This window comes from Rickettsia sp. (assembly GCF_965035265.1).
In genome coordinates, this window is sequence record NZ_CBCDJS010000004.1 from 18678 (window position 1) to 32478 (window position 13801).

Sequence of the window (13801 nt, forward strand, 5' to 3'; positions counted from 1 at the left end):
TTTCGACCCATGCAACAACGCCGGTATTACCAAACATTTTTTATAATTATAGGTAATTTATAAGACCTTATAATTACCAAATCAAACCTGATATTATAATTTCTATATTTAGAATTGCTACTTAAAAACATTTCAGCAGCTCTAGTAATTCTTCTTTGCTGATTGAAAGATACAAATCTATCATCAATTTTAGAGCTTCTTGCTTTGACTTCAATAAAAACAATTTCTTTATTACGTAACGCAATAATATCTATTTCACCGACATAATAACGCTTTCTATGATGCAGTATTTGATAAAATTTTAGTTTATAGATTATTATACAAATATATTCGGCAATAATGCCGAAATAATCCTTTTTCATTATTCTTTAGGTAATAATATCTGTACAAATTCCGTTTTAGATAGATCAGCTGCTATATCCACTATAACATCCTGCTGCGTAACTTTAGACACATAGCCTACTAAAATACCTGCAGGATAAATATTACCGTGTCCGGAGGTTATTATCTCCTCGTCTTTCTGTACTAAATGATTGTTAGGCAAGTATAAAATTTTACTATTATTATTATTACCTGCTAAAATACCCTGTTCTCTTGAAGAATTAGCTTTAATAGGTATTCTAGAATTAACATCGCTAATTAACATCACTTTAGCATAATTATTGCTAACTTCTATTACTTTTCCTATTAATTTTCCTGAATTAACAACGATTTGATCAGGTTCAATACCTTGCTTTTTACCCGCAGAAATCAAAGCAGTTCTAGAAAAGGGATTAAAGGAAACACTCAGTAATTTAGTAGTAATATATTCAAATTCTTCTTCCTCAGCAATCGTTAACAAATCTTTCAATGCAATGTTTTCGGCTCTTACCGATTCTACTTCACTTTGCAAATGTTGTAATCTTGCTATTTCGAGCTTAAGTTCTATATTTTTCCGTTCTAAATCTTGAAAATAAGCAAATTTTTGTGTTATTGAATTGATATATTCAAATATATCTTCATAAACTGCTAAACCGGTTGATACTATACTACCGGTTACTTCAAGGGATATACTAGATATTTTTTTAGGCGTAGTAAAAAATAAATATACAGACAACCCAAGGCCAAATATAACAAAAAAACGCTTAAGAGTATTTGATATTATTCTTATTAATTCTAATGAATTTGAAGAATTTTTTACTCTATTTGCAAGTATTGCCATTTTTAATCCTGTTTAAATAGTACATGTTTTAGCTTTGTAAAATCTTCAAGTACTTTTCCTGTTCCAAGTGCCACACAAGAGAGGGCATCATCTGCAACTATCACCGGCAATTTAGTGGCTTCACTAAGAACAAAATCAAGGTTTCGTAATAATGAGCCGCCGCCTGTTAAAACAATTCCTTTATCGACTATATCTGAAGATAACTCAGGAGGCGTTGCTTCTAGTGCCACTTTTACCGCTTCAACAATTTGACTTACTGGTTCAATTAGACTATCAGCAATTTGTTTTTCATTCAATACCATTTCTTTAGGAATACCGTAAATTAAATCACGCCCTTTAATTTCCATCTTTCTTGGTTCAACCTTTTCATCTACATAAGCCGTGCCTATTTCTTGCTTTATCTTTTCAGCAGTAGCCTCACCTATCAATAAATTATAGTGCCTTCTTATATATGAAATAATAGCTTCATCCATCTTATCACCACCGACTCTTACCGACCTTGCATATACTATGCCGCCTAGTGATAAAACTGCAACTTCCGTAGTACCTCCTCCAATATCGACAATCATCGAACCTGTCGCCTCCGTTACGGGAAGCCCTGCTCCAATTGCCGCCGCCATAGGCTCTTCGATTAAATAGACATCCCTACCCCCTGCACTTTCTGCTGCTTCTTGAATAGCACGACGCTCAACTGGCGTAGAACCGGAAGGCACACAAATAACAATTGTCGGACCAAAAAAAGAGCGACGATTATGCACCATTCTAATAAAATACTTTATCATTTCTTCTGCACCTTTAAAATCGGCAATAACACCGTCTTTTAAAGGTCTTTTTGCTTCAATATCCGTAGGAGTACGCCCAAGCATCATTTTTGCTTCATGACCATAAGCATAAGGCACAAAAGCACCGTCTTTTTTTATTAAAGCAATAACAGAAGGCTCTCTAAGAACAATGCCACGATTTTTTTGATAGACAATAGTATTTGCCGTACCAAGATCTATAGCCATACCGGAAGAAAACCCTTCCAAAAATTTCCTTATCATTTTATTTTTTCTCTCTAAATTCTAAAAACTTATTTTTAATTCTTAGTGTCATCCCGTGGCTTGACCACGGGATCCAGTTAAAAATGCTAAAACAATGCGTATTCTAAATTATTTTTTGGATCCCGTGGTCAAGCCACGGGATGACACTAAATCGTTTGGTCGAACCATACATCAAACCACAACCAAATACATTATTCAAATCTCTTTATAATGTAAAATAATAAAATTACTAATAAAAAATATTAGCATACTAGGTAATAAAATGGCAGCAATTAAAGACAGATTATTATAAGTAAGTATTTTCAACAATATTTCTGATAACGAATATACTATAAAACCTGAAAATAAACCTAATATCAATATTTTTTCTTGTGAATTATCACGCTGTTTAAGACTAATAAAACAACTTGCTAAAATGACAGTTGCCATCATCATTATAGGCTTAAATAATTGCTTGTAATAATAAATTTGATAATTAATAGTCGGTAAACCTGAATTTAATAATTCATTAATTAATTTTGGTAAATTCCAAATAGAAACCATTTCAGGACGAATAAATTTATTTACTAAACTATTAATTGATAAATTTGTCTGTATAGTTAAATTATTGTAGGTTGTGGTCTTCTCTTTTGTAAAAACCTTTACTCTATTTAAATGTAACGTTTTATTTTCAATAATACCGTATAATGCATCAATCCTCTTTAAGAAAGAATTATTACTATCAACAAATAAAATTGTAATATTATTTAATTTTTTCTCGGCAACATTAATAAATTGTGTTTGAATGATTTGATTTTCATCATTTAAAGCTTCAAAAAACAATAAACCGGATCTAGATATTATGCCTTCACTTAAGGCTTTTTTTGTCAGTTTTGCTTCTAATAAATCATATTTTTGTAAACCTATAGTACCGATAGGATTCAATATGGTCATAAAAACTATACCTAAAATTAAAGTTACGATACACGGAATAACAAGCACTTGCCAAATATGAATACCGCTAGATAATATAGCTGTTAATTCATTATTTGTTGTTAGATTTCTAAGAAAAAATAACATAGCGGTAAAACTAATTAACGAAGATACTTGACCTAATAAATAAGGAATTTTATATAAGATAAGTCTCCAAAAAAAACTAAAAGGAACATAAATATTTTTGAATTTTTGCAAAAGATCAAAAATATTCGAGATAATTAACAACCCAATTAAAAGAAATAATATAATAATGAAACACTTAGAATATAATTTAGTAAGATACCAAGAAAGTGTTTTTAGATTAATCATTATAAATTCAAGTCTAGGCTGTTGCGTACGGAAAATTAAAAAGATTATTATTACAACGTAGTTTGTTATGAATTAAAATAAGAATCGTGTGGTGGGGCTGGTAGGACTTGAACCTACGACCACACCGTTATGAGCGGCGTGCTCTAACCAACTGAGCTACAGCCCCTTTTCATTTGAAATTTATATAATTTTTATGCGTCCAAGTCTAGTAAAATTTTTGTGTTTTTTAGGTATTGACTAAAAAACAGGACAATGTGAATCAGCTTTTTCGTCATAAGCTACGGAAATTACGAAGTAATTGTACGTCCGCAATCTCAGGAGCTTGTTGTTATTTCATGAGATTGCCACGCAGCCTATAGCTGCTCGCAATGACGAAAAAATCGATCCACGCAGAAATGACAAACAGGTTATAAATAAAAAAAGGTCGAGCTGACTACTCGACCTTTTAATAAACTATAATTAGTAAATAATTTTAGTGATGTACAACTGTTACAGCTCTACGATTATAAGCAAAAGCTTCTTCAGTATTACCCATCATAGCAGGTCTATCTTTACCGTAAGAGATTGTATTTAATCTGTTGTGATCAATTCCCTTATGAGCTAAGAATTTTTTCGCTGCTGCTGCTCTTCTTTCACCTAGACCTAAGTTGTACTCTCTAGTACCTCTTTCATCTGCATGCCCTTCAACAGTAGCTTTTACTTCAGGATGCTTTGATAACCAGCAAGCTTGTCTCTCTAACTCTTCTTTAGCTTTTGGTGATAAAGAAGAACTATCAAAAGCAAACCATACTGCATTCCCTGCATGCTTCTCGAAATCTTTCATTAATGATGTTTCTTCACCTTGATTCATCATACCGTCCATTTGAGGTGCTCTTTTTGTTGTATTACACCCTGCAAGCACAAATAATGCAAGAAAAGCTAATGTAATTTTTGTTATTTTCATAATTAAACTCCTTAGAAGATTATAATTTATTAGTATTGAATTCATTTTAGTTAGTTATAAATTACAAACTAACCAAAAGCTATGTGAGTTAGTATATATTATTATTTTATTAGTTTAAAGGCTAAAATATTATAAAATGCAATTACTTCTGTATAAATGTTGTAAAAATATCATTTTATTTAGCGTCGATGGATAGATAGACGAGTATACTCCGAGTAAATAAAGCAATTGATAGACGAAGATCAACTGGGGAAAGAGAAAGGAATCCACAAGACGAGGAACGGAAGCCGTTACTTAAACGTTCGGTACCGCAGTACTTGTAGGATGACGTAGCCAATTTTTGAAGTTCTATCTTAGTATATATTAGACTTCCTGCATAAGTCATCTTATAAAGAGGAATTTAAAGGAGACACTTCGCTTCGAACCGCAGCGTACATAGACGTACGTGAGGATTCGGCTACCTACTCGACGTATAAATTACCTTTAGAAATGACTTATGCAGGAAGTCTATTCACCATCTTATTAATGCACTGCCCCAAGTAAGCCCCGCACCGATAGCTGAAAATAGTAGAATATCCCCTTTTTTTATTTTGCCTGATGCTTTTAGAGTACTTAAAGCAAGAGGGATGGAGGCAGCTGAGCAATTAGCGTGCTTCTCTACGGTCTTTACTATTTTATGTTCGGGTAGGTTTAATGATTCGGCAAGTTTATTAATAATACGTATATTTGCTTGATGAGGTATAAAATAATCAATATCGCTTACGCTAAATTGATTAGCATGCAACAACTCTTCTATAGATTGTTGCATTTTTTCTATTGCATGGCGAAATAATTTCTGCCCCTGCATAATAATTTTACCGCTAGTACCGTTCATACTGACACCACCGCTTGTGTATAGTATTTCATAATCAGTCCCGCTTGAGAAGATATTACTGTCTATTAAACCGGAGTCATCACTACTACACTGTAATATTACGCTACCCGCTCCATCACCGAATAAAACGCAAGTAGCCCTATCCTTCCAATCTAATAATGACGTCATTTTCTCAGCTCCTATAAGCAAAACAGTTTTATATTTACCTGATGAGATAAGAGAATTTGCTACTTGTAAACCATAAACAAAGCCGGCACATACGGCTTGTAAATCAAAAGACGGTATGTTAGCTAAACCAAGATAACCTTGAAGTTTAGTGGCAACCGAAGGGAAGCTATTATCCGGAGTAGTAGTACACGTAATAATTAAATCAATATCATTTGCTGATATCCCCGCATCTGCTATAGCTTTTTCAGCTGATTTTAAAGCAAGATGGGAAGTATATTCTGTATCACCTGCTATATGACGCTGCGTAATACCTGTTCTTGTTCTAATCCATTCATCGTTAGTATCTACAAATTTTGCAAGCTCGTCATTACTAACTATTTTTGAAGGAAGATACTCGCCGCAGCCAATAATTTTACAGGTCATATATTATTTAAGATGCTACTTCTTCTTCAGCTTCAATTTTTTTTGTTACTACTTGACGATTATTGTAAGTACCGTCTACTGAAGAAATATGATGCGGAAGTTTATACTCACCTGTTTGTGAATCAACTATCACGTTAACTTTACCGAGCGCTAAGTGCGAACGTCTCATATTACGTCTTGATTTTGATGTTTTTTTCTTTGGAACTGCCATTATTAGCCTCTCTAAATATAAATTAAAAAGTATTTGTCAAATTAATGAAGCAGTATATTATAATATTGTAACAAAATCTAGATAAAATTAAACTTATGAAAATTTTTATAACATACATTTTTAGTATATTAGCCTTTTTTTCCTTAAGCGGCTGCAAAACTATTGAAAATAGAGGGCAATCCATAGATGATTCGGCACTTGTAAAATTAGAGTCTAAAAAACTAAACAAAGTGGAAGTCGTAGAATTAATCGGTACGCCTAGTATGGTACCCGAATATTCCCAAAATACTTGGTATTATGTTGAGAGAGTGATGTCTCAAAGAGCTTGGCTCAACCCAAAAATTGAAAAGCAAACAATAGTAAAAATTACATTTGATGCTAATAATTTTATGCAGGAAATAGTAGTAATAGACGACTCTCATAAACAAGATATAGAAATGGTCCGTGAATATACTAGGACATATGGAACGGAACTTAACGGACTACAAAAATTTGTTAAAAATCTAGGTAGATTCAATAAAACTACCGACGGAAACAAAAATAAAAGCAAGAATAAGAAGAAGAAATAAATATTTCAATCGTCATTGCGAGCAGTCATAGGCTGCGTGGAACGATTTTTGTCATCCCGCGAGCTTGTAGCGGGATCTAGTCTTTTTTAATTTTTTTATGGATACCGTGGTCAAGCCACGGTATGACAGAAGTAAGAATAACACCAACACCCACAAAACAAAAACTATCTAATATGATTTCGATATTTAGTAAATTAAAACAAAGTTTATCTAAAACTTCTAATAAAATATCGGAAGGTATCGACAAAATATTTTACAAGAAAAAATTAGACGATGACACTCTAGACGAGCTAGAAGAGCTGCTTATCTCTAGCGATATGAGCATTTCAGCCGTAACTAAAATTATAGAAGAATTTAAAACAATAAAATTTGACAAAGAAATAAATAGTAACACAGTAAAGGAAGCCCTTGCTAAATTGATAGAACAGCAGCTATCAAAATCAGAAATTCCTTTTACTTTAAATGAGAACAAATTAAACGTAATTTTAGTTTGCGGTGTTAACGGAGCAGGAAAAACTACGACTATAGGTAAGCTTGCTGCAATCTATTCAGCACAAGGAAAAAAAGTAGCAGTTGCAGCCTGTGATACTTTTAGAGCAGCTGCCATAAATCAGCTAAGCACTTGGGTGACAAAAGCAAATGCACTACTTATTACCGGTGAAGAATCGGCTGATCCTGCAAGCGTTGCTTACCGTGCGATAGAAGAATCGATAAAACAAAATATCGATATACTTTTTATCGATACAGCAGGCAGGCTTCATAATAAAAAAAACTTAATGGACGAACTCTCTAAGATCGTAAAAGTTATAAAAAAATTAGATGAGAGTGTACCTACGCATAGCATTTTAGTAATTGATGCTATTACCGGACAAAATACTTATAACCAAGTCGAGCATTTTGACAGTGCTACTAATTTGACGGGGCTTATCGTAACTAAATTAGACGGCAGTGCTAAAGCGGGAGTAATTGTCGGAGTAGTGCAGAAATTTAATTTACCCGTGTACTTTATCGGCATAGGCGAGAAGATAGAGGACTTAAAAATATTCAACCGACATGATTTTGCTAAAAGTTTGGTTGGGTTGTGAGGTTTTGCTACGTCATTGCGAGCGGGTATTGTTGCGTGGATTGATTTTTTCATTGTCATCCCGCGACTTGATCGCGGGATCCAGTTAAAAATACTAATATTATTAGTATTTTTTATTATTTCTGGACCCCGTGGTCAAGCCACGGGGTGACACAGTGGGTTTTACTAATCCACGCAACAAAGTCCGCTCGCAATGACGATAGAATTAAAAATAAAATCATAAAATGACTCAAAAAAATACCTTATTGCTCATAGACGGATACGGATTTGTTTTTAGAGCCTACTATGCACAACAGCCTTTAACTTCGCCGAAAGGCGAGCCTGTTGGAGCTCTTTACGGCTTTACTTCAATGCTACTAAAATTACTGAGCGACTTTAAGCCTAAACATGTCGCTGTAGTATTTGACAGCGGCGGGAAGAATTTTCGCCATCATATTTATCCTGAATATAAAGCTAATCGCCCACCTCCGCCTGAAGATTTAATTGTACAATTACCTTTAGTTCGCGATGTTGCAAGCAGTTTAAATTTTCCTATTCTAGAAAAAAGCGGTTATGAAGCCGATGACATTATCGCAACTTTTGCTAATAAAGCCGCATCATTTGGGGAGGATGTCGTTGTTATCTCTTCCGATAAAGATTTATTGCAGTTAATGAGTGAAAACATCAAAATATATGATCCTCTAAAAGGGAAATATATTACAGAGGATGATGTTGTTAAAAAGTTCGGCACTACTTCTGATAAATTACGTGAAGTGATGGCTTTAATCGGCGATAGATCTGATAACATACCAGGCGTACCGTCTATTGGACCAAAAACGGCCAGTAGCCTTATAGCCGAGTTCGGTTCAGTGGAAAATATACTAAATTCTCTAGACCGAATATCAAGTATAAAACAACGTGAAACTTTACAAAATTCAAGAGAAGCCGCACTTATTTCATGGCAGTTAATTGGGCTTGATTCTAATGTTGATTTAGATTTTCAGCTAAATAATCTAGAATGGTCGCCTCCAAATAGCGATAAATTAACAGAATTTTTACAGAAATACGGTTTTAAATCTTTATATAAAAGAGCAGAAAATTTATTTGATTTTAAAATTAATGAGCATAAAGAGATAGCAGATAATAAAGTAACGGAAATAAAAGAAATTAGTAATGCTAATGAGTTAGCAGACTTTGCTAAAGGGGCTGAGAAAATAGGAATATTCGGGATATATTTACTTCAGCGTAAAGGAGATAATCTTGCTTTTATTTTATCACTACAAAACCAAAGTTATATTATTAAAATTTCAAATACTACCAATGACCTTTTTTCCTATAATACTAAAACTAATAACGACTGGTTTTCGGATATAATCTTCAATTTACTAGCCGATAAATCCATAAAAAAAATTACCTATTCTCTTAAACCTCTGCTTAAATTTTACGCAAAACAAGCTCATGAGATTATGGCTATAGAGGATTTAGAACTAATGCAATATGCGTTATCTGCTGGTTTATCACAGAAAAATTTGTTTGAAGAGGCTTTGAAAGAGGACAATACGATCAATGAATCGGCAAAAATAGTAGCTGATTTCACTTCGCTTTATAAGCAAACTATATTAGAGCTTAAGGACAATAAAGCATTTAGACTTTATAGTGAAATTGACTTACCTACCTGTTTTATTTTAGATAAAATGGAAAAGGTTGGGATTAAAGTAGATGCAAATTATCTAAATCAGTTATCCGCTGAATTTGGAGCAGAAATAGCTAGACTTGAAGAAGAAATCTTTGCTCTTAGCGGGATTAAATTTAATATCGGTTCACCAAAACAACTTGGTGAAATTCTATTTGAAAAAATGCAATTACCCTTTGGTAAAGCTTCCGCTAAAGCAAACTCTTACTCAACAGGAGCAGAAATACTTGAGAAGCTTAGTGAACACGGCTATCCTATCGCTGATTTATTACTAAGATGGCGGCAGCTTACGAAATTAAAGAACACTTACACCGATAGCTTACCGAAACAGATAGATAATATAACGAGGCGGGTACATACGACATTTTTACAGACTTCTACCACTACAGGAAGACTTAGCTCACAAGAGCCTAATTTGCAAAATGTACCAATTCGCTCTAGTGAGGGGAATAAAATCAGACAAGCTTTTATCGCTGAAGAAGGTTATAAATTAATATCCGCCGATTATTCTCAAATTGAGCTTAGAATATTAAGCCATATCGCAAATATAGAAGCACTAAAACAAGCATTTATCAATAAAGATGATATTCATACTCAAACCGCTTGTCAAATCTTTAACTTACAAAAACATGAACTAACTAGCGAACATAGACGTAAAGCAAAAGCCATAAATTTCGGTATTATTTATGGTATAAGTGCTTTTGGGCTTGCTAAACAATTAAATGTTAGTAACGGCGAAGCATCCGAATATATCAAGAAATATTTTGCTGAATATAAAGGAGTACAAGAATATATGGAGCAAACAAAAGCTTTTGCAAGCAGCAACGGCTATGTCACAAATTTCTTTGACAGAAAATGTTTTGTACCTTTAATTCATGATAAAAAGCTTAAACAATTTGCAGAGCGTGCGGCTATTAATGCTCCAATTCAAGGAACTAATGCCGATATAATTAAAATTGCCATGATCAATCTAGATCAAGAAATAGAAAAACGTAAGCTTAAAACAAGATTAGTACTGCAAATTCATGACGAATTACTGTTTGAAGCACCAATTGATGAAGTAGAAATCATAATACCTATTATCAAAAAAATCATGGAGAATTCTACTAATATGGATATTCCTATTATAACCGAAGTTAGAGCAGGTAATAACTGGATGGAAATTCATTAAAGGCGTGGCATTGTTGCGTGGATACTCAAACCGTCATTGCGAGGAGCGAAGCGACGCGGCAATCCAGAAAAAATAATAAAAAAATTCTGTAAATCAGAATTTTTTACTGGATTGCTTCGTCAATTACTACGTAATTTTCCTCGCAATGACGGCATACAACACCTATACATGAATAACAATTTGAAGAATTTTAAAAAGGAGCATAATGTATGAAAAATTTTATATTCACGTCTGAATCAGTTTCTGAAGGACATCCGGATAAAATTGCCGATCAAATTTCAGATACGGTACTTGATGAAATTCTAAAACAAGACCCTAACGGTCGTGTTGCTTGTGAAACATTTGTAACAACCGGTTTAGTTTTAGTCGGCGGCGAAATTACTACTAGTACCTATGTGGATATTGAGCAAATAGTACGGAGCAAGATACAAGAAATCGGCTATAATAATCCAAATTATGGATTTGACGGCAGTTGTTGTGCCGTAATTTCGTCTATCATTAAACAATCACCCGATATAGCTATGGGGGTTGATAATAATAATGAAGATGAAATAGGAGCAGGAGATCAAGGAATGGTTTGCGGTTATGCTTGTACTGAAACAGAAAGCTTAATGCCTGCACCTATTTACTACGCTCATCTCTTAATGAAAAGACAGGCATATCTACGCAAAAAAAATATATTATCTTGGCTTAGACCCGATGCAAAGTCACAAGTTACATTGAGGTATGAAAATAGTAAGCCTGTTGCAATTGATGCGGTAGTTTTATCAACTCAGCATCACCCGGAAATACAGCAAAAAGACCTTATTGAGGCAGTAATGGAAGAAATTGTTAAACAGGCATTACCAAGCAATTTGCTTCATAAAGATACTAAATATCTAATTAACCCGACAGGTAGGTTTGTTATAGGCGGTCCTGTTGCTGATTGCGGTTTAACAGGTAGAAAAATTATCGTGGACACTTACGGAGGAATGGCAAGACACGGCGGTGGTTGTTTCTCAGGAAAAGATCCGACCAAAATAGATAGATCGGCTGCTTACATGGCACGCTATATTGCTAAGAATATAGTAGGAGCAGGAATAGCCGATCGATGTGAAATACAAATATCTTACGCAATAGGTGTTGCGGCTCCCGTATCTATTTATGCTGAAACTTTCGGCACTAGCAAATTAAGCAATGAACAAATTACTAAGCTAATAACACAGCATTTTGATATGCGTCCCGGCAGAATTATTAAACATCTTAAGCTTCGTACTCCATGCTATCAAAAAACAGCTGCTTACGGTCATTTTGGTCGTGAAGACGAAAATTTTACATGGGAGCAATTAGATAAAATAGGGATATTGAGAGAGTAATTATTGACATTTATTTTTTAGTATAGGACTATCTTAGTATTTATTCAACTAATTAGTTAAAAATATGACTGAGAATATAAATAATGATATAAAGTTCGGCAACTTGAAAAACTATGAAAACGAGCTTATAAATACTGCTCTAAAAGAGAATAACCAAAATAAGCTGAAAGAGCATTATGAAAATATCACTCAGGCCTTAAATAACATACGGGAATATGAATATGAAGCGAAGGCAACTCAGTACCGCGAAATGCTTGACGACGCCCGTACCTATGATAAATCCACAAAGAATTATGATTTAGGCTCAGCTTATCATTTTATAACGGCTAGCGGCTATAAAGCTTTACTTGGAGCTTATAAAGCTCTACATCTCGATAAAAGCCCAGATAAAAAATTAGACAATTTTATGGACGGCTTAGATGGAATATACAAACAATCATTTATTACTAGCGACTTAATCGTCTCCACTACATTACCTACAGAGCAATTAAAAAAATTTTTAAAAGAAGCTACAGATGAAGTATATGATAAACTACAAAAAACCGGAGAGGCATATTTATCATATACTAATGCTCCTACTAATGCAGGATTACATGCAAATGTTATAAAATATTCTAAAGAGAGTGGAAAAAATTACCGTACTCTTTATAATGCTGGAGGAGGGGCTGTTACAAATAATTTAAAACTAGATACAAAATCAAAAGCTAAATTACCCACGTATAAAGAAGAAGAGGTGCGGAATATTCCAATATTTAGTACAATTAAATATGAACTTAAAGATCAGTCAGATCAAGGAGTAAAAAATGTAATATCTAGAGAAATAGAAAATAGTGTATTTTCTATTTTATTTAGTAAAAATAAAGAGAGTATTACTGCTCATAACGATAAAATTAATAAAGCAAATTTAGAAGATTTTATTAACCCCCCAGCCAATACAGACAGCACAGTTACCGGACAAACTTTGGGGAATTGTAGTAGCAGGTCAATAAGAGAAGCTTTAGGAGACAATATACCGGATTCAGAATTTCACGAAATATATGATTTTATTACACAAAATCAAGTATCTCAAATAATATTAAACCTAGAAAAAGAACAAAAACATATAGCAGATACACTAAATATAACTTTAATAAAAGAGCCTGAAGTTAAAGATCAGCATTTACCTAATAAAACCGATTTATTTATAAATACATTTCAAGAAAAAATAAATAAAGGACTTAATTTATCTACTGATAAATCAATTGGAGAAAATAAACTACCGATTCCAAATAACATCTTAAGGTACGAACCTATAGCACAAATAGAATTTGCTAAAATTAATGCCAAACATTTCCTAGCTACAGGTTTAGCAAAAAAAGATCAAACTCAAAAAGATATTCCTACTATTTCAGCTATCAATTATTTTGATACTTCTTTTTATAATGAAGGACATACACACGGCACAAAGGAAAGATTATTTAATAAAATTGCCTATAAAGAAGCCGAGTTCAAAAATAGTAACGGTAGAGTAGTAGATCTATTGTCTACTGTATTTCCTTATAAAGATAATGATTTACCTATTACTGAAGATCTTTTAAATCCTACCATAAAGCATATTAAGACTTGTTTTGAAGATCACGGTATCACTTCTGAAAAGACATTTTCAGAAAATTTGAATCTATAGTAAATCATATAGTATTAGGTGCAGTAAAAAACTTTTTTAAAGTTTCGTACAAGTTTGCGAATTCAGTAATTTTATTCTTAATCCATCGTTTCATATTAGCCCAGAATTTTTCTATCGGATTTAAATCCGGTGAATATGGC

At 33.3% G+C, this 13801-nt stretch carries 12 protein-coding genes, 1 tRNA gene and 3 pseudogenes; 7 read left to right on the plus strand and 9 right to left on the minus strand.

The window, feature by feature from the left end; genetic code table 11:
- Positions 1-26 precede the first annotated feature (26 nt).
- The 6 genes from AC1Z7D_RS00755 to pal form a co-directional block, all read right to left on the minus strand.
- Positions 27-362 (minus strand): YraN family protein, encoded by a 336-nt coding sequence (locus AC1Z7D_RS00755; RefSeq protein WP_202069292.1) that lies wholly within the window; start codon positions 360-362, stop codon positions 27-29.
- A complete protein-coding gene (gene mreC, locus AC1Z7D_RS00760) occupies positions 362-1201 on the minus strand; it encodes a rod shape-determining protein MreC (RefSeq protein WP_482601286.1) in 840 nt (279 codons plus the stop codon). Before mreC ends, AC1Z7D_RS00755 begins: the two co-directional genes overlap by 1 nt.
- 2 nt (positions 1202-1203) lie before the next feature.
- On the minus strand, positions 1204-2244 hold the full coding sequence (locus tag AC1Z7D_RS00765; protein WP_482601287.1) for a rod shape-determining protein: 1041 nt from the start codon (positions 2242-2244) through the stop codon (positions 1204-1206).
- 195 nt (positions 2245-2439) lie between these two features.
- Positions 2440-3528 (minus strand): LptF/LptG family permease, encoded by a 1089-nt coding sequence (locus AC1Z7D_RS00770; protein ID WP_482601288.1) that lies wholly within the window; start codon positions 3526-3528, stop codon positions 2440-2442.
- 89 nt (positions 3529-3617) lie between these two features.
- Positions 3618-3694: transfer RNA gene (locus AC1Z7D_RS00775), tRNA-Ile, on the minus strand.
- Positions 3695-4000: 306 nt separating this feature from the next.
- Positions 4001-4471, minus strand: a complete 471-nt coding sequence (pal, locus tag AC1Z7D_RS00780; RefSeq protein ID WP_482601289.1) for a peptidoglycan-associated lipoprotein Pal — start codon at positions 4469-4471, stop codon at positions 4001-4003.
- Between the two features lie 363 nt (positions 4472-4834).
- Between pal and AC1Z7D_RS00785 the strand changes: the two are divergent.
- A pseudogene (locus tag AC1Z7D_RS00785) lies at positions 4835-4990 on the plus strand (palindromic element RPE1 domain-containing protein); the annotation flags it as partial.
- Here AC1Z7D_RS00785 and AC1Z7D_RS00790 read toward each other — a convergent pair.
- Complete coding sequence (locus AC1Z7D_RS00790; protein WP_482601290.1) at positions 4983-5936, minus strand: beta-ketoacyl-ACP synthase III; 954 nt, start codon at positions 5934-5936, stop codon at positions 4983-4985. The pseudogene AC1Z7D_RS00785 and the gene AC1Z7D_RS00790 sit on opposite strands and share 8 nt — an antisense overlap.
- 7 nt (positions 5937-5943) lie before the next feature.
- The gene (gene rpmF, locus AC1Z7D_RS00795) at positions 5944-6147 is read right to left on the minus strand and encodes a 50S ribosomal protein L32 (RefSeq protein WP_482601291.1); all 204 of its coding nucleotides are present in this window, start codon (positions 6145-6147) and stop codon (positions 5944-5946) included.
- Positions 6148-6242: 95 nt separating this feature from the next.
- On the opposite strand from rpmF, the gene AC1Z7D_RS00800 reads away from it, so the two are divergent.
- From AC1Z7D_RS00800 to AC1Z7D_RS00825, 6 genes and pseudogenes are all read left to right on the plus strand, one after another.
- On the plus strand, positions 6243-6716 hold the full coding sequence (locus AC1Z7D_RS00800) for an outer membrane protein assembly factor BamE (protein WP_482601292.1): 474 nt from the start codon (positions 6243-6245) through the stop codon (positions 6714-6716).
- Positions 6717-6889: 173 nt separating this feature from the next.
- Positions 6890-7801: a signal recognition particle-docking protein FtsY gene (gene ftsY, locus AC1Z7D_RS00805; protein WP_482601296.1), complete on the plus strand. Its 912-nt coding sequence runs from the start codon at positions 6890-6892 to the stop codon at positions 7799-7801.
- 223 nt (positions 7802-8024) lie between these two features.
- Positions 8025-10643 carry a DNA polymerase I gene (polA, locus tag AC1Z7D_RS00810; RefSeq protein ID WP_482601293.1) on the plus strand — a complete coding sequence of 873 codons (2619 nt, stop codon included), beginning with the start codon at positions 8025-8027 and terminating at the stop codon, positions 10641-10643.
- A gap of 209 nt (positions 10644-10852) precedes the next feature.
- Complete coding sequence (gene metK, locus AC1Z7D_RS00815; protein WP_482601294.1) at positions 10853-11998, plus strand: methionine adenosyltransferase; 1146 nt, start codon at positions 10853-10855, stop codon at positions 11996-11998.
- A gap of 64 nt (positions 11999-12062) precedes the next feature.
- Positions 12063-12332: pseudogene (locus AC1Z7D_RS00820) on the plus strand (hypothetical protein); the annotation flags it as partial.
- A 72-nt stretch (positions 12333-12404) separates the two neighbouring features.
- A pseudogene (locus AC1Z7D_RS00825) lies at positions 12405-12638 on the plus strand (hypothetical protein); the annotation flags it as partial.
- Positions 12639-13665: 1027 nt separating this feature from the next.
- Here AC1Z7D_RS00825 and AC1Z7D_RS00830 read toward each other — a convergent pair.
- Positions 13666-13801, minus strand: a 136-nt coding sequence (locus AC1Z7D_RS00830; protein ID WP_482601297.1) for a transposase, incomplete at its 5' end; no start/stop codon positions are given.

Bases quoted from the DNA above. Each gene is read 5' to 3' on its own strand.
- AC1Z7D_RS00755 (WP_202069292.1), bottom strand. From the start codon at position 362: ATGAAAAAGGATTATTTCGGCATTATTGCCGAATATATTTGTATAATA.
- mreC (WP_482601286.1), bottom strand. From the start codon at position 1,201: ATGGCAATACTTGCAAATAGAGTAAAAAATTCTTCAAATTCATTAGAA.
- AC1Z7D_RS00765 (WP_482601287.1), bottom strand. From the start codon at position 2,244: ATGATAAGGAAATTTTTGGAAGGGTTTTCTTCCGGTATGGCTATAGAT.
- AC1Z7D_RS00770 (WP_482601288.1), bottom strand. From the start codon at position 3,528: ATGATTAATCTAAAAACACTTTCTTGGTATCTTACTAAATTATATTCT.
- pal (WP_482601289.1), bottom strand. From the start codon at position 4,471: ATGAAAATAACAAAAATTACATTAGCTTTTCTTGCATTATTTGTGCTT.
- AC1Z7D_RS00790 (WP_482601290.1), bottom strand. From the start codon at position 5,936: ATGACCTGTAAAATTATTGGCTGCGGCGAGTATCTTCCTTCAAAAATA.
- rpmF (WP_482601291.1), bottom strand. From the start codon at position 6,147: ATGGCAGTTCCAAAGAAAAAAACATCAAAATCAAGACGTAATATGAGA.
- AC1Z7D_RS00800 (WP_482601292.1), top strand. From the start codon at position 6,243: ATGAAAATTTTTATAACATACATTTTTAGTATATTAGCCTTTTTTTCC.
- ftsY (WP_482601296.1), top strand. From the start codon at position 6,890: ATGATTTCGATATTTAGTAAATTAAAACAAAGTTTATCTAAAACTTCT.
- polA (WP_482601293.1), top strand. From the start codon at position 8,025: ATGACTCAAAAAAATACCTTATTGCTCATAGACGGATACGGATTTGTT.
- metK (WP_482601294.1), top strand. From the start codon at position 10,853: ATGAAAAATTTTATATTCACGTCTGAATCAGTTTCTGAAGGACATCCG.